The organism is Tropicibacter sp. S64 (assembly GCF_049803835.1).
Classification (GTDB): domain Bacteria; phylum Pseudomonadota; class Alphaproteobacteria; order Rhodobacterales; family Rhodobacteraceae; genus Pacificoceanicola.
Window position 1 is genome coordinate 1 of sequence record NZ_JBNAGK010000011.1, and the last position, 21,959, is coordinate 21,959.

The 21,959-nt window shown below is 64.1% G+C and carries 24 protein-coding genes; 11 read left to right on the forward strand and 13 right to left on the reverse strand.

From position 1 onward, the window contains the following. Positions 1 to 90 precede the first annotated feature (90 nt). The 3 genes from ACP159_RS17195 to ACP159_RS17205 all read right to left on the reverse strand — a co-directional run bounded on the left by ACP159_RS17195 (position 91) and on the right by ACP159_RS17205 (position 3,555). Positions 91 to 1,452, reverse strand: a complete 1,362-nt coding sequence (locus ACP159_RS17195) for an ISNCY family transposase (RefSeq protein WP_425100969.1) — start codon at positions 1,450 to 1,452, stop codon at positions 91 to 93. Between the two features lie 164 nt (positions 1,453 to 1,616). Then, complete coding sequence (locus ACP159_RS17200) at positions 1,617 to 2,897, reverse strand: multicopper oxidase family protein (RefSeq protein WP_425100970.1); 1,281 nt, start codon at positions 2,895 to 2,897, stop codon at positions 1,617 to 1,619. 76 nt (positions 2,898 to 2,973) lie between these two features. Continuing rightward, a complete protein-coding gene (locus ACP159_RS17205) occupies positions 2,974 to 3,555 on the reverse strand; it encodes a L,D-transpeptidase (RefSeq protein WP_058249054.1) in 582 nt (193 codons plus the stop codon). A 187-nt stretch (positions 3,556 to 3,742) separates the two neighbouring features. On the opposite strand from ACP159_RS17205, the gene ACP159_RS17210 reads away from it, so the two are divergent. The 7 genes from ACP159_RS17210 (at position 3,743) to ACP159_RS17240 (ending at position 9,636) form a co-directional block, all read left to right on the forward strand. Beyond that, positions 3,743 to 4,567: a DUF305 domain-containing protein gene (locus ACP159_RS17210; RefSeq protein ID WP_425100971.1), complete on the forward strand. Its 825-nt coding sequence runs from the start codon at positions 3,743 to 3,745 to the stop codon at positions 4,565 to 4,567. Next, positions 4,567 to 5,325: a MauE/DoxX family redox-associated membrane protein gene (locus tag ACP159_RS17215; RefSeq protein ID WP_425100972.1), complete on the forward strand. Its 759-nt coding sequence runs from the start codon at positions 4,567 to 4,569 to the stop codon at positions 5,323 to 5,325. The genes ACP159_RS17210 and ACP159_RS17215 overlap by 1 nt, the downstream gene beginning before the upstream one ends. Positions 5,326 to 5,359: 34 nt before the next feature. Further along, entirely contained in the window at positions 5,360 to 5,770 is a 411-nt protein-coding gene (locus ACP159_RS17220; protein WP_425100973.1) for a hypothetical protein, read from the forward strand. Between the two features lie 274 nt (positions 5,771 to 6,044). After that, positions 6,045 to 7,445, forward strand: coding sequence for a TolC family protein (locus ACP159_RS17225; protein ID WP_425100974.1), 1,401 nt, complete (start codon positions 6,045 to 6,047; stop codon positions 7,443 to 7,445). Continuing rightward, positions 7,442 to 8,809, forward strand: a complete 1,368-nt coding sequence (locus tag ACP159_RS17230; protein ID WP_058249057.1) for a multicopper oxidase family protein — start codon at positions 7,442 to 7,444, stop codon at positions 8,807 to 8,809. Before ACP159_RS17225 ends, ACP159_RS17230 begins: the two co-directional genes overlap by 4 nt. A 26-nt stretch (positions 8,810 to 8,835) precedes the next feature. Further along, complete coding sequence (locus ACP159_RS17235) at positions 8,836 to 9,324, forward strand: cupredoxin domain-containing protein (protein WP_058249058.1); 489 nt, start codon at positions 8,836 to 8,838, stop codon at positions 9,322 to 9,324. Between the two features lie 24 nt (positions 9,325 to 9,348). After that, positions 9,349 to 9,636, forward strand: coding sequence for a copper-binding protein (locus ACP159_RS17240; RefSeq protein ID WP_058249059.1), 288 nt, complete (start codon positions 9,349 to 9,351; stop codon positions 9,634 to 9,636). 38 nt (positions 9,637 to 9,674) lie between these two features. On the opposite strand, the gene cueR is transcribed toward ACP159_RS17240, so the two are convergent. Together cueR and ACP159_RS17250 are read right to left on the reverse strand one after the other, a co-directional pair. Continuing rightward, complete coding sequence (cueR, locus tag ACP159_RS17245) at positions 9,675 to 10,076, reverse strand: Cu(I)-responsive transcriptional regulator (protein ID WP_058249060.1); 402 nt, start codon at positions 10,074 to 10,076, stop codon at positions 9,675 to 9,677. A 10-nt stretch (positions 10,077 to 10,086) separates the two neighbouring features. Further along, positions 10,087 to 12,594: a heavy metal translocating P-type ATPase gene (locus ACP159_RS17250; RefSeq protein ID WP_106268392.1), complete on the reverse strand. Its 2,508-nt coding sequence runs from the start codon at positions 12,592 to 12,594 to the stop codon at positions 10,087 to 10,089. 159 nt (positions 12,595 to 12,753) lie between these two features. Here ACP159_RS17250 and ACP159_RS17255 point away from each other — a divergent pair, with 159 nt between their 5' ends. After that, positions 12,754 to 12,948 (forward strand): heavy-metal-associated domain-containing protein, encoded by a 195-nt coding sequence (locus ACP159_RS17255; protein ID WP_058249062.1) that lies wholly within the window; start codon positions 12,754 to 12,756, stop codon positions 12,946 to 12,948. 40 nt (positions 12,949 to 12,988) lie between these two features. Here ACP159_RS17255 and ACP159_RS17260 read toward each other — a convergent pair whose 3' ends face one another. From ACP159_RS17260 to ACP159_RS17295, 8 genes are read right to left on the reverse strand one after another with little or no spacing between them, the layout of a single operon-like run. Then, positions 12,989 to 13,720 carry a DsbA family protein gene (locus ACP159_RS17260; RefSeq protein WP_058249063.1) on the reverse strand — a complete coding sequence of 244 codons (732 nt, stop codon included), beginning with the start codon at positions 13,718 to 13,720 and terminating at the stop codon, positions 12,989 to 12,991. Between the two features lies 1 nt (position 13,721). Next, the gene (locus ACP159_RS17265; protein ID WP_106268390.1) at positions 13,722 to 14,159 is read right to left on the reverse strand and encodes a c-type cytochrome; all 438 of its coding nucleotides are present in this window, start codon (positions 14,157 to 14,159) and stop codon (positions 13,722 to 13,724) included. Then, a complete protein-coding gene (locus ACP159_RS17270) occupies positions 14,156 to 15,541 on the reverse strand; it encodes a multicopper oxidase family protein (RefSeq protein ID WP_058249065.1) in 1,386 nt (461 codons plus the stop codon). Before ACP159_RS17270 ends, ACP159_RS17265 begins: the two co-directional genes overlap by 4 nt. A 55-nt stretch (positions 15,542 to 15,596) precedes the next feature. Continuing rightward, positions 15,597 to 16,502: a c-type cytochrome gene (locus ACP159_RS17275; protein ID WP_058249066.1), complete on the reverse strand. Its 906-nt coding sequence runs from the start codon at positions 16,500 to 16,502 to the stop codon at positions 15,597 to 15,599. Positions 16,503 to 16,504: 2 nt separating this feature from the next. Continuing rightward, complete coding sequence (locus tag ACP159_RS17280; protein WP_425100975.1) at positions 16,505 to 17,071, reverse strand: c-type cytochrome; 567 nt, start codon at positions 17,069 to 17,071, stop codon at positions 16,505 to 16,507. A 38-nt stretch (positions 17,072 to 17,109) separates the two neighbouring features. After that, on the reverse strand, positions 17,110 to 17,424 hold the full coding sequence (locus ACP159_RS17285) for a hypothetical protein (protein ID WP_058249068.1): 315 nt from the start codon (positions 17,422 to 17,424) through the stop codon (positions 17,110 to 17,112). Next, the gene (locus tag ACP159_RS17290; protein WP_425100976.1) at positions 17,424 to 17,882 is read right to left on the reverse strand and encodes a c-type cytochrome; all 459 of its coding nucleotides are present in this window, start codon (positions 17,880 to 17,882) and stop codon (positions 17,424 to 17,426) included. Before ACP159_RS17290 ends, ACP159_RS17285 begins: the two co-directional genes overlap by 1 nt. 24 nt (positions 17,883 to 17,906) lie before the next feature. Continuing rightward, complete coding sequence (locus ACP159_RS17295; protein WP_058249070.1) at positions 17,907 to 18,479, reverse strand: L,D-transpeptidase; 573 nt, start codon at positions 18,477 to 18,479, stop codon at positions 17,907 to 17,909. 152 nt (positions 18,480 to 18,631) lie between these two features. Here ACP159_RS17295 and ACP159_RS17300 point away from each other — a divergent pair, with 152 nt between their 5' ends. The 3 genes from ACP159_RS17300 (at position 18,632) to ACP159_RS17310 (ending at position 21,908) form a co-directional block, all read left to right on the forward strand. Then, positions 18,632 to 18,904 carry a DUF2933 domain-containing protein gene (locus tag ACP159_RS17300; RefSeq protein WP_058249071.1) on the forward strand — a complete coding sequence of 91 codons (273 nt, stop codon included), beginning with the start codon at positions 18,632 to 18,634 and terminating at the stop codon, positions 18,902 to 18,904. Positions 18,905 to 19,144: 240 nt separating this feature from the next. Continuing rightward, positions 19,145 to 21,214 carry a protein-disulfide reductase DsbD family protein gene (locus tag ACP159_RS17305; protein WP_058249072.1) on the forward strand — a complete coding sequence of 690 codons (2,070 nt, stop codon included), beginning with the start codon at positions 19,145 to 19,147 and terminating at the stop codon, positions 21,212 to 21,214. A gap of 67 nt (positions 21,215 to 21,281) precedes the next feature. Next, positions 21,282 to 21,908, forward strand: coding sequence for a class I SAM-dependent methyltransferase (locus tag ACP159_RS17310; RefSeq protein WP_349773979.1), 627 nt, complete (start codon positions 21,282 to 21,284; stop codon positions 21,906 to 21,908). Positions 21,909 to 21,959 lie beyond the last annotated feature (51 nt).

A 21,959-nucleotide genomic window follows, 5' to 3' on the forward strand; every position in this document is an offset into this window, starting at 1 on the left:
TGTTGCAACCAAGTAGAAATGTCGCGTGGTTGACAAAGCAGAAATGTCCCACCTGGAGCGCCGTGAGCGCAGCCGGGCAGGGCGGAGACCTCACGTATCGGAGCCCTGACCGGCTGCGCGGTTGGCCTTGCGCTTGCGATCGGCGAGCGTGTTCCATCCTGTATTGCGGCGGCCGGTCGGCTCGTAGATCGTCCGCTGTCTGCCGGCGCGTTTCTTCTTGGGTGGGGCCTTGTCCTGCTCGGCCTTGATGTGCTCCAGCACGGCGCTCAGGTGCTTGTTCTCGGTGATCGCGGCGTGGGTCACGCGCTGGTCCATGTCGAAAATCCGGTACGGTAGAGAAATGCCTTTCCAGCGGAATTCCAGAGCGCCGTCCTCGTGCTCATAGCTGTCGATGTACTTGCCGGGGAGGTCACGGCTGAGGTCGTTCTCTTCCAGGATGATCCGGTGCCGGTCGTAGGAAAAGGCAAGCTGGGCACCGACATAGCGCTCATCCCTCAGGCACAGGATCTCGCGCAGGCGGTCCGGTTCCGTGTTCAACGCACGGTGCAGATCGTCGGGCCGCCGCGGGGCTTTTGCGAAACGCGCGTTGTAGCGCTGCATGAACCCCGGCAGGAAAGCGTTCCCCGCGGCCATATCAGAGATGCCCGCCAGCCTCAGCTCCTTCACCAGCCGATCCTGCAGCGTGCGATTGGCGCGTTCGACGCGGCCCTTGGCCTGAGAGCTGTTCGCGCAGAGGATCTCGATGTTCAACTCGTTGAGCGCGCGCCCGAATTGGGTGGTACCATGGCCTGTCTTTGCGCCTTGCTTCGCCACCCGGAACACGCTGTGCTTGTCGCTGTAGAAAGCCACGGGACGACCATGTTCATGCAGGTAGCGTTCCAAGGCACCGAAGTAGCTGAACGTGCTTTCCGACGTCACGAATTCCAGGTGCATCAACGTGCTGGTCGCATCATCCACGAATACCAGCAGTGTGCAGGGCGGCCCGCGGTCCTCGAACCAGCGGTGATCGGAGCCGTCGATCTGGATCAACTCACCATAGCATTCCCGGCGCAGGCGCGGCTGGTGAAACGTGCGGCGCTGCTTTCTCGAAAGCCAGATCCCGGCGTCTTGCATCCATTTGCGCAGCGTCTCCCGGGACACCTTCAGGCCATGGTCCTCGGCCAGCTTCTCGGTCGCCAGCGTCGGTCCGAAATCAGCGTACTGTTCCTGCACCAACGTGACGGCCAAAACGCGCACCGCCGGATCGATCCGATTATTCGATGGCCGACCGCGCGCCTTGTGCCGGATCGCAGCCGGTCCGTTGGTTCGAAAGCTCTTCAACAGACGTTGGACTTGTCTGCGGCTCAGCGCCAGAAGGTTCGCCGCATTCGTTGCCGTCATGCGGCCTTGCACGACCTGGCTCAAAATTTCGACACGGTTCAGGTCTCGTTCGCTCATAAGCACCAATCCCACGGTCCACTCCAATCCTGTCAGCAACAGGGGAAGTGTGACACTTCTGATTTGCAGATGTGGGACACTTTAACTTTGCGGCTACAGAATTGGATCCGATAATCCTGATTATGTTGCTTACGACTCCTTTTGGTACGCCCTTCATAATATATCAGAAATAGCTGCCTTCAACTGACAGTCAGCCACGTCGCCATGCCATCGGCTTGATGGCTGAGCATGTGGCAATGCAGCATCCACGCGCCCGGATTGTCGAGGACGGCGGTGATGGCGCGTGTCTCTCCCGCCGCCAGCAGGGTCGAGTCGCGCAGTGGCCCGAGGTCTCCCGAGGTGTCCAGTTCGTGGAAATGGTGGCCATGCAAGTGCATGACATGGGGAAAGCCGGTGCGGTTCTCGATCTCGATGCGCATGGTCTGGCTGCGCTTTGCCGCGATCAAGGGACGGCTTGGAAGGCCCGACACGTCGTTCAGCGCCCATGTTCCAGTGCCGCGATGCGCAGGCGCGCCCGCGCCGCCTTGCAGCACCAGCCTTGTGGTGTGATCCGGCGTGCCGGGACGGGTCATGCGGTTTGGCGGCAGGGTCGGGATCGGCGCAGTCGAGGGGCTGCGCGTGCCGGTCACTGTCAAATGCCCCAGCAAGTCGTTCGCCCCGTCATAGGTGTCGCGCAGCGCCACCGGGCCGGTCACATCTGCGATCACGTCGCAGCGTTGACTGGGGGCCAGCGCCATCGGCGCCAGCGCCTGCGGGACCTCCAACGGCATCCCGTCCAGCGCCACGATCTTGCCCGCCAGCCCGGTCACGGACAATCGATAAATGCGGTCGATGGACGGGTTGATGATCCGCAGGCGCAGCCTGTCGCCTTGCTGCACGCTGTTCCGCGACAGGATCGCGGTCTTGATATTGCCAAGCCGTCCCTCGGTGGCAAAGCGCGCGGGATCGAAGCTGTCATCAAACTGACCGTCCGCATCCAGCAGCAGGTCGAACAACTGCACGGTGATGTCGTGGTCGACGGCGGGCGGGTCGCGTTCCTCGACGATGAATGCCCCGAAGAGGCCCCTGCTGACTTGTTCATACGACAGATAATGCGAATGGTACCAATAGGTTCCCGCATCGGCTAAGTCGAACCGGTAGTCAAAGCGTTCGCCGGGGATGACCACATCCTGCGTCAGCACGTTCACGCCGTCCATGCGGTTGGGCACGCGCAGCCCGTGCCAATGCACCAAGGCCCCGTCGTTCAGCCCATTGTCCAACCGGATCTGCGCCGTATCACCTTGGCGGTAGCGGATGTCCGGCCCCGGCACCCCGCCGTTGAAGCCCAGCATCGGCAGGCGCCGCCCGGCGACCTGCGTGACGATCTCTTCGGGGCGCAGCGTAATGCGGGAGCCGCCCAAAGCTGGCGTCGCCAAGCAGGCGGCCAGCAGGGACAAGGCCTGTCGTCGGTTCACCTTCATGGAAACCCCGTTATCCAAAATTGCGGAGGCGCTTTTCAGACAGGCGCGGACAAAGGTCAACCAACCCGCCGGGGCCTCACGCGGTCGTCACCTTGGGGTGCAGGGTGACGCGGGCGCCGATCTCGACCCGTTCATACAGGTCCTTGACGTGCTCGTTGGTCAGCCGCGCGCAGCCGTTGGACACGGCGCTGCCGATGGTCGAGGGCGCATTGGTGCCGTGGATGCGCAGATAGGTGTCACGCCCCTGATCGTCATGCAGGTACAGCGCCCTTGCGCCGAGCGGATTGTTCGGGCCGCCCTTCATGCCGTTCTTGTATTTGGCATATTTCCCCGGATCGCGGCGGATCATCGACTGGGTCGGGCGCCACCACGGCCACTTGGCCTTGCGCGCGACAGTAAAGACGCCGGATTCGTACAGCCCCTTGCGCCCGACGCCCACGCCATACCGGATCGCCGCCCCGTCCTTCCCCATCAGATACAGGTGGAACTCGTCCGGCACCACGTGGATGTCCCCAGGCAGCCAGTCTGTGCGACCGGTCTGCACGGCCGTCGGGTTGAAGTGGTCGGGCAATGTGACCTGATGGGCGCGCGCCAGCGTCGGCGCGGCCAAGGCCATGGCCAGCCCCGTTATGATCGTGCGGCGTGTATATCCAGTCATGACATCTCCTGTTCTCGCATGCGTTTCAGAAGGCCAGCCCACAATGCCTGCGCCCAGTCAAATGCCCGTGATCTTGCCCTGCGCAGGCGCGTATGTTCCCCCGAAAGCACGAAATTCGGGCCATTTTGGAACCCTCCAGCGCTGGAAGGGCGTTTGTTCCACACGGAACCTAAGCAGGAGAGGCTCAATGAAATATTCCAGATTTTTCCTGATGATCGGCATGTCGACGCTGGTGATGTTCGTGCTGATGTATCTGAACACCTACCTTCTGGGCCACGTCTTCTTTTCGGAAACGCGGGCCTGGATGGCACTGCTGATGGGGGCCACGATGGCATTCGTCATGCTGTCCTTCATGCTGTCGATGTATACGAACAAGGCGCTCAACGCGGGCATCTTCGTGGGCTCCGTCGTGGTCTTTGCGCTGTCGCTCTGGCTGGTGCGCAGTCAGGTCACGGTGCAGGACCGGTCTTTCATGCGGGCGATGATCCCGCACCATTCGATTGCCATTATGACCTCGTCGCGGGCCGAGATCACCGATCCGCGCGTAGCGAAATTGGCCGAGGCCATCGTCTATGCGCAGGACAAGGAAATCGCCGAGATGCGCTATCTGATCGCGGATATCTCTGCCAATGGCGAGGCCGCGCCGACCGGCGAGACCGCCGCGCCCGAGGTGGTCGATGCGGCGCAGGCCCTGTCGACCGAGGTGATCGCCACTGTCGACCCGGAATTCCTGACCGCCGACGACATCGCCAAGGCCCTGCCCGACGGCGCCACCTGCCGATTTACCTACACCGCCACCAGCCCCGCCGTTCTGGCCGTGGGCGAGGATGCCGCAGTGATCAAAATCAGCGGCGACCTCGTGCGCCTTGACCGGCAGGGTGACGGCTTTGCCGCCGACCCATTGCGTGCGGAGCTGCACAAGGGTGATGACCTGACCGATCTGATCGTGACGGCCGGGCCGGATTACACCGCCGGATTCCGCGGCCAATACTCCTGCGAAGGAGGTCAGTGATGCCCAAGAACACGCAAACCGCCACGCTGTATCGGATGGTCATGCCCGACCACCTCTGTCCCTTTGGTCTGAAATCCAAGGACTTGCTGGAACGTCAGGGCTACAGCGTCGATGACCACCACCTGACCACGCGCGAGGAAACCGAGGCGTTCAAGAAAGAACACGGGGTCGAAACGACGCCGCAGACCTTCATCAAGGGTGAACGCATCGGCGGATATGACGACCTGCGCGTGCATTTCGACATTGATCCGCCCAAGGAGGAACAGAGCGACACCAGCTATCAGCCGGTCATCGCGATTTTTTCCGTCGCCGCGCTGCTGGCGCTGGGGTTGTCGTGGCACCAATACGGCACGGTCCTGACGGCGCGCGCGCTGGAATGGTTCATCTCGCTGTCGATGACGATCCTCGCGATCCAGAAATTGCAGGACGTCGAGAGTTTCTCGACCATGTTCCTGAACTACGACCTGCTCGCCCGCCGCTGGGTGCCCTATGGCAAGGTCTACCCGTTCGGCGAGGCGCTGGCGGGCATCCTGATGACCGCCGGAGCGCTGACATGGCTGTCGGCCCCGGTCGCGCTGTTCATCGGCACGGTTGGCGCCGTCAGCGTCTTCAAGGCTGTCTACATCGACAAGCGCGAGTTGAAATGCGCCTGCGTCGGCGGGTCGTCGAACGTGCCGCTGGGGTTCGTGTCACTGACCGAGAACCTGATGATGATCGCGATGGGCCTGTGGATGGGCAGCAGGGCGCTGTTCGGGTGATGGTCTCAAAAATGCCTGTTTTTCAGGCGCCTAGATGCTCGGCACGGAAATTTTGGCCACACGTTTTGGTGACTTGCCGGGTGTCGTTTTCTCGCTTATCGATTCACGAATGTCTCACTGGATTCGCGCACTTCTGGTCAAATTTCAGGTCGTCGCCCTTTTTCTGGCGATGGCCCTGATGCCGTCCAACGCGTCCGCGATGATCCTGTGCGACGGACACGAGGCGACCATTGAGCAGGCGCACGACCACGCCAGTCAAACAACGGACCACGCGGTTGATCACGCTGCGGATCATTGCGCATCGCATATTTGCGTCCTCGGCGATCTACGCTCAGCCGATGCGGAGGCGCCGCGCGCCATTCGAGTGTCGATCCGGTCCTGGGACATAGCCTCGCTTGTCATCACCGCAATTCCCGAAGGTTTGCAGCGCCCCCCACGTGCCTGATGCAGCCCCGCCGCGGCGATTCGCCTGCGGATAACTGCATCTGACACGACGAGGGACTACCAGTGAAACTTGCTATTGCGGCTGGATTGCCGCTGCTCGTGGGTGCCTGTGCGGCACTTCCCGAGCTTGACACCGCGCCTGGGTTGACGGCCGCGTCTGTGACGCCGCCTGCGACCATGGCGCAACCTGGACCGAATGTGGCCTATCTTGGCTACCGGCTTCAAGAACCCGCTGACTGGCGCAGCCTGAACGATGCACAGCGGGAGGGCGGCAAATGAAACTGCCGTTGATGCTCGGCGCGGCGCTGCTGGTGGCAGCCTGCGCCAATCCCGCTGTAATCGAGCGCGCAAAGGCCGACCGTGCCGGTTTCGTCAGCGTCGAAGAGGGCGCCCGCAAGGCCGTCGGGGCTGTGCCCGTTTGGAACCAGTCCGCTGCCGATATCGAGGCCACGGAAAGGCGCGTGCACGCCCTGGTCCATGGCAAGACGATCAGCGCCGATACCGCAGTGCAGGTCGCGCTGATCAACAACCGCGCGCTTCAGGCCAGCTTTGCCGAGCTGGGACTGTCTTCGACGGACCTGTGGGAGGTGGCCATGGGCCCGGTGCCCACGCTCGGCGTATCCGTTTCGGGCCTGGCGGGTGACGTGACCCGCACGCTCGAGGCGACCGTGGCGGGCGCGCTTCTGGATCTTGCAACGACCAAGCCGCGTACCCAGCTGGCCGAAGTCCGCTTTCGCCAGGCGGAACTGGCGGCGCTGGCACAAACCATTGACCTTGCCGTGGAAACCCGCCGCGCCTGGATCGAATCGGTCGGGGCCTTCGAGGCGGCCGCGCTGATCGGACAGACCCACGGCACGGCCGAGGCCGCATCGGAGCTGGCGGTGCAGTTGGGCCGGACCGGCGCCATGAACAAGGCCGACCAGGCGCGCGAACATGCCTTTACCGCAGAACTGGCGGCTGAACGCGCCGCCGCCCGGCTGGAGGCACAGCTGGCCAAGGAAAAGCTGCTGCGCCTGATGGGTCTGTGGGGGAGCGCCACCACCGTCTACGTGCCCGATGCGCTGCCCGCCCTGCCGCGCGGTCCGCGCGCGGCAGGCAACATTGAGCAGCAGGCACTGGCCAACCGCGTCGACCTGGCCGCGGGCAAGCTGGAACTGCAGGCCATCGCCTTGGATTATCGTCTGACCGGCAAGACCCGCATGGTGTCCGACGCGGCGCTGGTCGCCGGGGTCGAGCTGGAGCGCGCCAACGGCGAAACCGAGGCCACGCCCGCGCTGGCGCTGGATTTCGAAATCCCGCTGTATGACACTGGCCCGCTGGTGTCGAAACGCGGCCGCATGGCCTACCTGCAGGCGGCGAACACCCTGGCACAGCAGGCCATCGACGCGCGGTCGGACGCGCGCATGGCCTACAAGGCGGTCACGGGGCGGCACAACATCGCGCGACATTGGCGCGACCAGGTACTGCCGCTGCGCCGCCAGATCGATGAAGAGGCGCTGCTGTCCTACAACGGCATGCTGACCTCTACCTTCGAACTGATCGCCGACGCGCAGGAGGGGCTGGACTCCCGGCTGTCCGCCGCCGAGGCCAAGCGAGACTACTGGCTCGCCGAAACCGAAGCGACCGCCGCGATCTGGGGCGGATCCGTAACCCTGTCCAAAGGAGGGGAAGAATGATGAACCGTCGTCAATTGCTGGGCGCCGGGCTGACCGCCGGTGCCGGTGCCGTGCTGGCCTCGGCCGCCGCCGCGGAAACCCGTTTCCGCGACCTGCCAGAGGCCGCCTTTACCGACATCCCCTACACGCAGGTGCCAGACCGTCCCATGACCGGACTGGATTATAACCCGGTCGTGACGCTGAACGGCTGGTCCCTGCCGTGGCGGATGAACGGCAACGTGAAGGAATTCCACCTCGTCGCCGAGCCGGTCGAGCGCATCATGGCGGATGGCATGATGGCGCGGCTGTGGGGCTATAACGGCCAATCCACCGGCCCCACCATCGAGGCGGTCGAGGGCGAGCGCGTGCGCATCTACGTGACCAACCGCTTGCCGGAACACACATCCGTGCATTGGCACGGGCTGATATTGCCTTCGGGGATGGACGGCGTCGGTGGCCTCAGCCACCCCGCGATCCCGCCGGGCAAGACCTTTGTGTATGAGTTCGACCTGACCAAGTCCGGCACCTTCATGTACCACCCGCATGCGGATGAGATGGTGCAGATGGCCATGGGCATGATGGGCCTGTTCATCGTGCATCCGCGCGACCCGGCCTTCATGCCGGTGGATCGGGATTTTGCGTTTCTGCTGGCGGCCTACGACATCGATCCCGGCACCTACATCCCGCGCGTGGCCGAGATGACCAACTTCAACATGTGGACCTGGAACAGCCGGATTTTCCCTGACATTGATCCCTTGGTGGTGAACAAGGGCGACCGGGTGAGGGTGCGCTGTGGTAACCTGACGATGACCAACCACCCGATCCACATGCACGGCTACGACTTCCATGTCACCTGTACAGATGGCGGCTGGGTGCCCGAAACAGCCCGCTGGCCGGAGGTCAGCATCGACATTCCCGTCGGTGCCATGCGGGCCTATGAATTCGACGCAATCCACGAAGGTGACTGGGCGATCCATTGCCACAAGTCACACCACACGATGAACGCCATGGGCCATGAATTGCCCACGGTGATCGGTGCCGACAAGACCCGACTGACCCAGATGATGCGCCGCCATCAGCCCGGTTACATGCCGATGGGCACCGCCGGAATGGCCGACATGGGCGAGATGTCCATGGAAATCCCCGAGAACACCATCCCGATGATGGCGGGCTGGGGACCCCATGGCCCGCTGGAAATGGGTGGCATGTTCAGTGTCGTGAAGGTCCGCGAGGGCATCGACCGCGACGATTACAGCGATCCCGGCTGGTATCAGAACCCGCCCGGAACCGAAGCCTACGAATGGACGGGCGAGCTGCCCGAACACGCAAGCAACACCAGCCCCAAAACCGTGATCACGCCGCGCGGCGGCGTGCGGCAGGGTTGATGCAAGAGCACAGGAGAAACGCGCTCATGAGAACTGCACTTCTGATACTGGGGCTGGCCATGGCGCCCGCCCTGGCCCCTGTCCCGGGCTTGGCAGACGCCGGACATGGCAGCGGGCAGATGGCCGTCGGCATGCCCGCCATGCACGGCCATGAACCCACCCGCACGATCGACGTCATCATGCGGGAGGATTACGACAAGGACGCGCCTTTCGTCTTTGAACCCTCGGCTGACATGGTCTTTGCGGCGGGTGAAACCGTCCGTCTGCACATCGTCAACATGGGCGAGGAAACCCACGAGTTCGTCATGGACACGATGGCGGAAAACGCCGAGCACAAGGTGTTGATGGCAAAGTTCCCCGAGATGGAACACGACGACCCGAACTCGGTACGACTGGATCCCGGCGAAGAGGCCGACATCCTCTGGACCTTCAACAAAGCGGGCAAGTTCGAATTCGCCTGCCTCCTGCCCGGCCACTACGAGGGCGGCATGCACGGCGCCCTTATCGTCAACTGATCTTCAATCCACAGGAAATCCAAAATGAACAAACTTCTGAAACTGTCCGCCGCCATGATCCTTGCAGCCGGGGCCGCGTTGGCTGAGGGCGACCACCCGATGTCCTCGGGGACCGTAACCAAGATCGACACCAAGTGGAACAAGGTCACAATCGATCACGGCCCGCTGGAAAATCTCGACATGCCCGCCATGAAGATGGTGTTCGATCTGTCCGATCCGACCATGCTCGACGGTTTGAGCGAGGGTGCCAGGATCACCTTCCTTGCAGAGCGGGTGAACGGTAAACTGACCGTCACCGAACTGTCGAAGTGAAACTGCTGCGCGCCCCTGTTGCGGGGCGCGCTTGCACGTCAGGCTTGGTTCGCGTCGCTGCGCGCCAGATCCTGAAGGATCGGGCAGTCGGGGCGGTGATCCCCGGCGCAGGCGTGGATCAGCGTGTCGAGGGTGGCGCGCATGGATTGCAGCTGCGCGATCTTCTCATCGATCTGCCGCAGGTGTTCCTCGGCCACCGCCTTGACCTGCGCACTTTCGCGGTGATCGTCCTCATACAGCGCCATCAGCGTCCGGCAATCCTCGATGGTGAAGCCAAGCGCGCGGGCCCGGCCCAGAAAGGCCAGCTTGTGCAGGTCGCTTTCGCGGAAGCTGCGATAGCCGTTTTCGCTGCGCTGCGGGCGGATCAGCCCGATATCCTCGTAATAGCGGATGGTCTTGGGCGGCAAGCCCGATTGGCGGGCGACGTCTCCGATGTTCATTCTTGCCTCCTTATTCCGCCGGGGCGGCCACGGGCGCCGCGCCGCTGCGGGCCGGATCGGCCCGTTCCGACATCGCGGGCGCGACGCGGCGCAGGCGCAGCGCGTTGGTCAGGACAAGGACCGAGGACAGCGCCATCGCCCCCGCCGCCAGCATCGGCGACAGCAGCACACCCCAGACCGGGTACAGGGCCCCTGCCGCCACCGGGATCAGCGCGGTGTTGTAGGCGAAGGCCCAGAACAGGTTCTCGCGGATGTTGCGCATGGTCCGGGTCGAGACCTCGACCGCGTTGACCACCCCGCGCAGGTCGCCCGACATCAAGACCACATCGGCGGATTCGATGGCCACGTCGGTGCCGGTGCCGATGGCAATGCCCACATCCGCATGGGCCAGCGCGGGGGCATCATTGATGCCATCCCCGACAAAGGCGACGCGGCGGCCTTGGCGCAAGGCCTCCAGCGCGGCGACCTTGCCATCGGGCAGCACCCCGGCGACGACATGATCGATGCCGGTTTCGCGGGCGATGACATCCGCCGTGGCCTGCTTGTCACCAGTAATCATGGCGACGGTCAGCCCCTTGGCGCGCAGGGCGGCGATGGCCGCCTTGCTGGCGGGTTTCACCGGATCGGCCACACCGATCACCGCCGCGACCTGCCCGCCGATGGCGGCGAACAGCGCGGTGCGGCCAGTCTCCGCCAGTTCCGCCTCGCGATCCGCCAAGGCACTGACATCCACACCTTCACGCGTCATCAAGCGGTCGGCACCGATCAACACCTCCCGGCCCTCGACCTCGGCGCGCACACCGTAGCCCGTGACCGAGGCAAACCCCGCGATCTGCGGCAGGGTCATCCCCTCGGCCTGTGCGGCACGCACGATCGCCTCGGCGATCGGGTGCTCGGACTGCGCCTCGACAGCGGCCACCACGGGCAGCACCCCGGCGCGGTCAAAGCCCGGCGCCAGCACGAGGTCCGTCAATTCCGGGCGACCCTCGGTCACGGTGCCGGTCTTGTCCAAAGCCACGACCTGCACGCCATCCAGCGCCTGCAACGCGTCACCCTTGCGAAACAGCACGCCCAGTTCGGCGGCGCGCCCCGTGCCCACCATGATCGAGGTCGGCGTGGCAAGACCCATCGCACAGGGGCAGGCAATAATCAGCACCGACACACCCGCCACCAAAGCCATGGTCAGCGCGGGCTGCGGCCCGACGACCAACCAGACCAGCACGGTCAGCACAGCGACGCTCATGACGGCGGGGACGAACCACAGGGTGATGCGGTCGACCAAGCCCTGAATCGGCAGCTTTGCCCCCTGCGCCTCTTTGACCATGCGGATGATCTGCGCCAGCGTCGTATCCTGCCCGACGCGCCCCGCGCGGACCGTCAGGCTGCCGGTGCCGTTGACCGTGCCGCCGGTCACGCTGTCGCCAATGTCCTTGGCCGCCGGAACCGGCTCTCCGGTGAGCATGCTTTCATCGACACGGCTGGCGCCCTCTGTCACCTCGCCATCGACGGCAATACGCTCGCCCGGGCGGACCAGAACGATGTCCCCTTGCGCCAGTTCCTCGACCGGGATTTCCACGGTCTCGCCGCCGCGCAGCACGCGCGCGGTCTTGACCTGCAACCCCAGCAGTTTCTCGATGGCGGCACCGGTGCGCCCCTTGGCGCGGGCCTCAAGGAACCGGCCCAGCAGGATCAACACGACGATCACCGCCGCTGCCTCGAAATAGACGGCACGCAGGGCGTCGGGCAAAAGCCCCGGCAAGAAGGTCGCCACGACCGAATACATATACGCCGCCCCGGTGCCCACCGCGACAAGGCTGTTCATGTCCGGCGCGCCCTTCAGCAATGCGGGGATGCCCTTGGCGTAGAACATCCGCCCCGGCCCGGCCAGCACGAGGGTCGTCAGCAGGAATTGCAGCACCCAGCTGGTCTGCTGGCCGATGGTGGCGTTGATCCAGTGGTGAAAGGCCGGGAAGACATGCCCGCCCATCTCCACGATGAAGACCGGCAGCGCCAGCGCCGCGGCAAAGGCCATGCGCCGCGACAACGCGCGGGCCTCTTCGGCCTTGCGGGTGCTGCGATCCTCGGTGTCGGTGGCCTCGGCCAGCCGGGCGGGATAGCCCGCCTGCGTGCTGGTCGCGACCAGCTGGGCCGGGGTGACGGCCCCTTCGGCATAGGTGACGGTGGCGGTTTCGGCGGCGAGGTTCACGTTGACCTCCAGCACGCCCGGCACCGCCGCCAGCGCACGATCCACCCGCCCGACACAAGACGCGCAGGACATGGACTCGACGGTCATCGTCACCCGCCCGGTGCGCGCCGGATAGCCCAGATCGGCCAGCGCAGCCACGACCTCGCCCGCGCGGTCGGGGCTGTCCACCTGCATCCGCGCCGATTCAGACGCGAGGTTCACCGACACGTCGCTCACGCCCTCCAGAGTCGACAGTCCGCGATCCACGCGGCCCACGCAGGACGCGCAGGACATGCCTTCGACAGACAGGGTCAGGGGAATCGGGTCCGACATGGGGGGCTCCTTCGCTTTGATCTTGCGGCAGAGATAGGGCTTCCAGTCACTGGAGGGTCAAGGGCCGAAAATAAATTTCTGCGCCGCTCCGACCATCTTGACCTTCCCCCCGCTGGAACCTCTATCTCCCTGTCAGTCAAAATCCGGAAAGGTATGAACATGGACTTCAAGGTTCCCGACATGAGCTGCGGCCACTGCACCTCGGCCATCGAGAAATCGGTCAAATCGGCAGACCCGGCGGCGCAGATCGCCTGCGATCTGGACACCCGCACGGTGCGTATCGACAGCGCGCTCAGCGCCGATCAGCTGTCGGCTGCGATCAAGGACGCCGGATACGAGTCCACCGCAGCCTGAGCGACACCGCTGCCCGCGCATGGACGCGGGCAGCGCACATTCATTCAGCGGCTTGGCGCGCTTCGGCAACCAGCTTGGCCAATTGGTCGGTTTCAACGAAACCGGGCACCAATGCGTCGCCGATCACGAAAGACGGGGTGCCGTTGAACCCAAGCGCCTGCGTCAACTGCATCGAGGTCGCGATATGGTCTTCGACTTCCGGGGCATCCATGTCGGCACGTAATTGCTCGATGTCCAGACCCACCTCTTCGGCCACGCGTAGCACGCTGGCCTCTTCGGCGCGGCCTTCGTTACCCATCATCGCCCAATGGAAGTCTTCGTATTTTCCCTGCTTGCGGGCCGCCAGCGCAGCCTTTGCGGCAAAGACCGAGCCGTCGCCGAGAATCGGCCATTCGCGATAAACCAGACGGATGTTCGGATCCGCGTCGATGAGCGCGCGGACCTCGGGTTTCACGCGGCGGCAATAGGGGCAGTTGTAGTCAAAGAACTCGACCACGGTCACGTCGCCGTCGGGATTGCCCAGCACCGGGGCGTTCGGGTCATTCTCGATCAACTCGCGCTGTGTGTCCAGCGCACGCGCCTGCGCATCGGCCTGCGCGCCCGCCTGACGTTGCTCAAGGATCGCCACCGCTTCCATCACGATTTCCGGGTTCTCGCGTATCGCTTCGAGAACCAGCTCCTTGATCCGCGCCTCGTCGAGATCCTGCGCCAGGGTCGGCAACGGCGTCAGCGCGACCAGCGCCAGAGCAAGTATGGGGGTTTTGAATGTCATGTCAGTTGTCTCCGTTTTCCATGTCGGCCTTGCTGCGTTCGGCCTGCACCTGCTGGGTCCGGTCTGGCCAGGTGGAGCGGATGTAGGCGAGGATGTTCCTGATCTGTTGATCGCTCAGTCGGTCGTCAAAGCCGGGCATGCCGCTATCGAACTCCATGCCCTGCTGTGCCATGAAGCCCTTGCCGCCCAGCTTGGTATAGCCGAACAGCACGCGGTCGCTGTGATGCCAGGTGTGGCCGGTTTCGTCATGCGGCGGGGCAGGCAGTCGGCCATCCGGGCCGGGCGCGCGCCAGTCGGGCTGCCCCTGCAACTCGGCCCCGTGGCAAGAGGCGCAATTCTCGGCATACAAGACCTCGCCTTCGGCGATATCCGGCGTGTCGGCCAATGCGGTCTGCGCCAGAACCAGCGCGGCCCCGATGATGGATACTGACCCCTTCATGTGACCTCCAACCATGTGGTCATGCCGGACGCGGCGTGTTCAAGCATGTGGCAATGGAAGAGCCACTTGCCCGGGTTGTCCGCGACAAAGGCGATTTCCCGGGTCTCGTTCGCGCCGATCAGCAGCGTGTCGCGCATCGATCCTGTCTTACCTTGGGTGACCTCACGGAAGTGCATACCGTGAAGGTGCATGGCGTGGGGAAATACGGTGTCATTGGTGATCGCGACCCGCGCGTGGTCGCCCCGCGACAGCGTCGTCAAGGGCGTGTCGGGCATATTCGCCACGTCGTTCAACGCCCAGAAATAGCCCGCTGCCGCGAGCTGGCGAAAGCCCTTGCGTTCACCGTTCAGCACCGCCGCGTTCATCCGTCCCATCGCGCCGCCCGACATGTACAGCTTGACTGGCGTGGCATTGGCCAGATCGAGCAAATCCATTCGCGGATTGGGTGGCAACGCGGCGGGGGCGGCGCGAGCCACCTGCGCACCCTGCCCCGTCACCGTAAAGGCCACCTGCGGAAAGGGTTCATTGGTATCGACATTCAACAGCGCCGCCGGTTCGCCCTGCGCGGCGGTGATGTCGACGAACAAGTCGATCCGCTGCGCCGGACCCAGCAGGAGCGTGTCCGCGACCGGCTGCGGCTGTGCCAAGGGCATCCCGTCAAGTGCGACGGTCCAGCCCGTCATCCCCTGTAGCCGCAGCGCAAAAATGCGCGCGTTGGCGGCATTGATCAGGCGCAGCCGCAGTCGGTCGTTCCGCTGTGCCGTCAGGGTCAGATTATACTGACCGTTGGTGGTGACGTAGTTCCCGCTTCGCCCGCCGTGGCTCATCATCATCGGCTGGTCAAACGTGTCGGCGATCTGACCGGTTTCAGGGTCGATCAGCCAGTCGTCGAGGATCAGCACCTCGTCGCGATCCACGTCAGGGGCATGAGGCTCTTCGACGATCAACGCACCGCGCAGTCCGCGCGCAACCTGCACGTATGATCGGTTATGCGCGTGATACCAATAAGTTCCGGCATCCGGCACGGTGAAGTCATAATCAAAGGTCTCGCCCGGCCGCACCGCGTCCTGCGTCAGGCCCGACACACCGTCCATGACGTTGTCGATGCGGATGCCATGCCAATGCACGGAGGTGGCCTCGGGCAGGTCATTGACCAGTTGTCGTTGCACGCGCGCGCCTTGCGGCACACGGATCTCGGTGCCGGGGACCGCGCCGTCATAGCCCCAGATGCGCGTCTGCGGGTAACCATTGGGCAGCAGTTGCAGGCTGGCCTCGCGCGTGACCAGAGGTATGGCACCGCTGAGGGACTGCGCCCGCAGTGGCAGGCCCAGACCCGCCGCCGCCCCCGCGAGGGCAAGGAAAGTGCGCCGCGTGTATGTCATACGCTTGTGTCCTTTGCAGGGGACGAGGGCCACCGTGGCCCCCGCCCGTCTCGTGTCAGTCCGTCTGCCCGCCGTCTTCGCCTTGCAGAAGGTAGGTCGCCATGGCGGTCCGGTCCTCGGGTGTCATGAAGCGCGTGTTCTCGCGCACCACTTCGGACATGCTTCCACCAAAGGCATCACCCGAAGGCGTCAACCCGGTTTCCAGCGCATACGCCAGCGCCGAAACCGTCCAGCCGCCCTCTTCCAGCGCCTGCGGTTGAATCGAGGGTGCCTTGCTGCCGCCGGGCAGAGCCGCGTTTCCGGCGAACCGTGCAGCAAGGTCTCGCCCCCCGGCAAGATTGCGGGGGGTATGGCAGGCACCGCAATGGGCTGGGCCGCGGACCAGTTCCCGTCCCCGGTTCCATGCGTCGCTGCGGCCCTCGACCGGCCGGGTGTCCGGGTCGTGGAGAAAGGCCGCGCGCCACAGTTTCAGCCCCCAACGCTGATCGAAGGGGAACCCCACCACATGATCGGGCGCAGGGTCTGCAACGGGCGGCACCGTCTGGAACGCCGCCCAGAGATCGGCGATGTCCTGATCGGTGAAGTCCGCGTAAAACGCATAGGGAAAGGCCGGATAATACGGGGTTCCGTTTGGCCCGACCCCCTGCCGGACCGCCCTTGCGAATTGCTCGACCGTCCAGTTGCCAAGGCCACTGACCGGGTCAGTGGTCAGATTTGGCGGGTGGAACGTGCCAAAAGGCGTATCCAGCGGCGCGCCGCCCGCAAGAGGCGCACCGCCTGCCTCGAAATTCGAGTGGCAAGAGATGCAGCCGCTGGCCCGTGCGAGATAGGCACCGCGATCAACATTGCCTGACAAGGTGATCGGGACGGTGGCAGCGCCGACCGGCCAGACGACCAGCGACACCACCCCCGCAAGCGCGACCGTGCCCAGCACCGCCGCGCCCATAAGGATGCGACGCATGGTCAGTCATCCTCGGCGCGGAAGCGCGCATGGCAGGCGGAACAGACCTGCGTGGTCATGTTGAAGGCCGCATCGGCGGGCATGGCACCGATGGCCTCAGCGCTCATCATGTCGGCTGAGTCGCCCATCATGGACCCGCCCCCTATCATGCTGCTCCCGCCCATCATGGCACCAGCGCCCATGCTGCCATCGCTTCCCAGACCGTTGGCCGCCGCCAATTCCAGCCCGCGCGCATAGGTTTCCAACTGGTCAGCCAGATCAGTGAAGCGGGCCCAGTCCTGCCAGATCTCATCCTTGGCCTCCGACGGGGCACCGCCGCTGCCTTCGGGGAATTGCTCTGTCAGGGCTTTGCCGGCATGGGCCTGAAAGGTGAGGGCGGCGGCGCGCAGGGCCTCCGCGTCATAGGCCGTTTCGCCGCGCATCATGGGAGTGACGGTTTTCACCGCCTTACCCATCGCCATCATGGCCTCCATGCGTTCCTTGACGATGCCTGTGGCGCTGCCATGGGCAAGTGCGGTCACGGTGGTGCCGGCAATCAGGATGGCGGCGGTCAAAGTCGTTTTTTTCATAGTCTCATGTCTCCGTTGATCGTTTTTCAGCTGAGTCATCAGACACGATATCGCGGCGGGGGTGGATCATCGGTAAAGCGCCAACCCTCGTCCAACCGAGCCTCCGAAAGCCGTGGCGTGTCGAGCCGAACAGGTGTGACCTCCGGCATATGAAGCGCAAGGAAGATCACCGCAGGGGCGCAGTCGATACCGGGGTGGCAATGGCCCTGTGCCTCGGAATCATGCACATGGTCCTCGACGGAGGCGATCCGGCGGCTTTCGGGATGCGGGTCGAACTCGGTCACGCCAAGCGACGCCAGCACCATCGTGCAGAGCAACACCAGACACAGCCGAAGTCCCACCCGAACCCGCATCAGTTGATCCCGTTCGCCCGCTGCAATTCCCGCACATAGGCGACGATCATCTTGACGTCGCCGTCGGTCACGCCGTCGATTTTCGGCATGTTGCCGAAGTTCCAGTGATGAGATTGCACGCCGTTCTTGGCTGCCATGAGAAAGGCCATGTCGCCATGATGGTTCGGCTCGTAGATCTTGTGGACCAGCGGCGGCGCGATGCCGTTCTGTCCTGCGGCGTTATCGCCATGACACTTGGCGCAGGCCGCTTCGAACATGGTCTTGCCCAGCTTTGCACTGGCCGACAGTTCATCGGGAAGAGAGACCTCGGCAATGGGCGCACCTTCAGCAATATTGCTGGTGTCCGGCGGCACCATCGAATGCCCTTGCGGCGCGTCCTGCGCGCCAAACACCTGCCATCCCAGTGCCGCGACACCACCGATCAGAACGACCCCGATCAGGCCCGTCAACTTGTCCATCTTGTCTGTCCTGCTTGTTTGATTTCAGATCAGTTTGACCTGTGTGCCAAGCGGCGCGCGGTCGTAGACCTCTTCGATCTGTCGGTTGTAGAGACCAATGCAACCGTTCGAGGACTTGCGTCCGATCTTGCGCGTGTCCTGCGTTCCGTGGATCCGGTAGTAGGTCCATGACAGGTATAGCGCCCGTGTTCCCAGGGGATTGGTCGGGTCGCCGCCCTCGACATATGCGGGCCATTCCGGGTTGCGTTCGCGCATCGACGGGGTCGGCGCCCAGCCGGGATTCTTGCGTTTTTCGACGACTTCGGTGTAGCCACGCTTGGTCAGTTCATCCGTCAGCGGAACCGATGTCGGATAGATCCGCATTTCACCCTCTGCAGTCCAGTGCTGCAGCATCTTGCTGGCGGTGTCGGCGATGATGATGCCCTTGCCAAGGTTATCGAAATGGTCATGCCAGTCATGGGTCCGAAATGCCGAGATGTTGCGCCGTTGCACATCCCCGGCGGCGCGCAGGATGCCCGGCGCTCCGATCAGACCGGCAGAGGCCATGGCCGCGCGCAGAACGGCGCGACGCGTCTGTTTCTGTCTGGTCATGGTCATACCCTCCGTCAACTTTGGCAATGATAGATACAGGCCGGGCCGCACACATCAATCGCAGCAGGGCCAGAGAAATGTATCTGTTTGTATCCTTGACCTTCCGCTGCCGGAGGGTGGCATAACCGCCATCGACGACACCGCGAAAGGATTGGGCGATGAAGGATGACAGGCACTCTGCCAGGGGCGCAGGAAAGCTGATGCATTGGGGCATGATGGCCTGCTGCGCCGTGATGCTGCTGCCGATCGCCGGATATTTCATCGGCGGCGGCACATTGTCGGGGCTGGGATCGAATGCACTGGCCTTTGCGCCGCTGGTGCTATGCGTCGGTGCGCACCTTGTCATGCACAAGATGATGGGCAAATCGTGCCACAGCCACGACACTGCCAAATCCGAGGCGCGCTCGGAGCGCCGCCCCGAGGAGGCCTGAAGGACTTGACCCCTCGCGTCTTTGTGCTTGGGGCAATGGCGGTTGTGTCGGGCTGTTCTGCCACGCTCAGTGACTGCTTCCGTTCGCCCTCAGCCCTGTCGACGCAGGGTGGAGATACGGTCGCGGCCTTGCTTCCCCCTGGCTGCGAGATCGTGGACGGATCGTCGCCCGGCGTTGCACAACTGCGTTGCGCAGATGGCCGGACAGGATTCGTTCTGAACACGGGAAACTGACGTGACCATGCTGCGCCGGAAGACGTATTTTGTCGGGTTTCTGACCGCCCTGTCGCTGATTGCGAGCGGGGCCTTGGCCGCCACGTCGGACGTTTATCGTTCGACCCCTGTCATTGCCCGGCTCATCACCGCGCAAAACGGTGTGGCGCCGGGATCACGCAGCTTGGCCGCCGGGTTGGACCTGACCATATCCGAGGGATGGAAGACCTATTGGCGCACGCCGGGAGAGGTCGGCACACCGCCCCGGGTCGACTGGTCCGGCTCGACCAACATCGCCGAAGTCGATTTTCAATGGCCTGCACCGGAACGCTTCACCGCCTTCGGCATCCAGAATTTCGGCTATCATGGAGAGGTTGTGTTCCCCTTGCGGATCACGCTGAAACAGCCCGGCACCGCGGCCCGGCTGCACGCGGCCGTGTCGCTGCTGGTATGCTCCGACATCTGCGTGCCTGAGGATTTCGTCCTGACGCTCGACCTGCCGCCGGGCAGCGGCATCGACCAGACCTCTGCCGACAGGATTGCGCGTTTCGTGGACAAGGTCCCGCAAATGGCCCCCGTTCCGCGCATCACCTCGGCGCAATTCCATGTGGATGACGCGGCCCGCAGCCTGACCGTCGCGCTGCGCAGCACCAAGGCCTTCGACGCGCCCGACATCTTCCCCGAGGCCGGTGACGGCGTCACCTTCGGTGCACCCGACATTCGGCTGGGCGAAGACGGACGCCTGCTTTGGGCGCGGCTCCCGATCCTGTCCTCTGGCCCGCCCGAGACACCGCGTATCACAGTGACCGACGGGGACACCCGCGCCTTTACGGTGCCAGCCACAAAGGTGGCAAGCGCCCCTGCCCCGCCCTTTCGTCTGGCAACGCGGAGGACCGGGGCGGGGATGCTGGCCGGGATCGCCGCGCTTGCCTTCCTTGGCGGTCTGATCCTGAACGTTATGCCCTGCGTGCTGCCCGTCCTGTCGATCAAGTTCTCGTCTGTCCTGCGCCACGGCTCAGAGGATCGCCCGCGCATCCGCCGCGGTTTTCTTGCCGCCGCCGCCGGGGTCCTCACCTTCATGTGGGCGCTTGCGGCGGTACTCTACGGATTGAAATGGGCGGGTGTGTCCGTGGGTTGGGGTCTGCAATTCCAGAACCCGGTCTTCCTTGCAGGTCTGATCGTCGTGATGACGGTTTTTTCCGGCAACCTGCTGGGCGCGTTCGAGATTTCCTTGCCGTCCAGGCTCCAGACATGGATGGCCAATAACGGCGGCGGAGATTTTGCCACAGGCCTTTTCGCGGCGGTCATGGCCACGCCCTGTTCCGCGCCGCTGCTGGGCACCGCCATAGCCTTTGCGCTGGCCGGTCGGGGTCTCGATATCGCCGTGATCTTTACCGCGCTGGGGCTGGGGCTGGCTCTGCCATACCTGCTGGTCGCGGCGTGGCCAGGAGTGGTGACGTGCCTGCCGAAGCCCGGGCGCTGGATGCTGCTGGTCAAGGTGGTTCTGGGGCTGATGCTGTTGGCCACGCTCGGGTGGCTGGTCTGGGTCATGAGCGGTGTCGCCGGGCCGTGGACTGCGCTCATCGTGCTGGCATTGGCGCTGTCGGTGACCGGGTTGCTGTCGCTCAGCCGCCTGTCACCGGGTCCGCGCCTGTCTGGCGCGGCGCTTCTGGTCGCTGTGACGTTGGTGGCCGCTCCCTTCGTGTCCACGCCCGCCGCCTCCCCCGCGCCGGACGGCAGCGCGCTGGCTTGGCAAAGCTTTGCCCGCGCCGAGATCGCGCGGCAGGTGTCGGGCGGGCAGGTCGTCTTTGTCGATGTCACTGCGGATTGGTGCCTGACCTGCAAGGCCAACAAAGCCCTGGTGCTGGAACGCGACCCGGTGCGCACGGCGCTGTCCGCTGACGGCATCACCCTCATGCAGGCCGACTGGACGCGCCCGGACGAGTCGATTGCGCGCTATCTCGAAAGCTTCGACCGTTACGGCATCCCCTTCAACGTCGTCTATGGACCGGGCGCGCCAGAGGGTATCGTCCTGTCGGAAATCCTGACGGACCGATCCGTGCTGAAGGCTCTCGATCGGGCAACCTTGCCGAACTGACATTTAAACATTATGTATATGGAATATGTTGGACCTTTAGTTGGTCTGCAGATCCGCGTCAGTGGGCATGGCCATGTCAGTCGATCGAAAAGAACACTGGGACACCGTCTACGGCAAGACGCCCGAGACCAGCCTGAGCTGGCATCAGGACGATCCGACAGTTTCGCTCGACCTAATTCGGATGGCCGGAATTCCCAGAGGCGCGTCGGTGATCGACATAGGCGGCGGCATGTCCCGTTTCACGGACGCCGTGCTGGCGATGGGGCTGCGCGACGTGACGATTTTGGACCTGTCGCAAGTGGCCTTGGATGCCGCGCGAGACCGGCTGGGGCCCGCAGGGGGCAGCTTGACCTGGCTGTGTAAAGACATCACCACCTGGTCGCCGACGCGACAGTACGACCTGTGGCATGACAGGGCGGTATTCCACTTTCTCACCGACCCCGCCGACAGAGCCGCCTATATCGAGAGCTTGACACGCGCCGTCCGGATCGATGGCCATGCCATCATAGCCACTTTTGCGCCGGACGGACCGGATCGGTGCAGCGGCCTGCCGGTCGTCCGCTACAGCCCCGAGAATATCGCGGTGCTTTTGGCAGACAGTTTCGCGCCGGTGGCGCATCGCCGCCACCTCCACCAAACCCCGAAAGGCGCGGAGCAAGCTTTTCAATTTAGCCTGATCCGTCGGGTCGGCTGACCTCAGTCTCCCCCGAGTTGCGCCAGTATTGCCTGAACCTCTGCCTTGCGC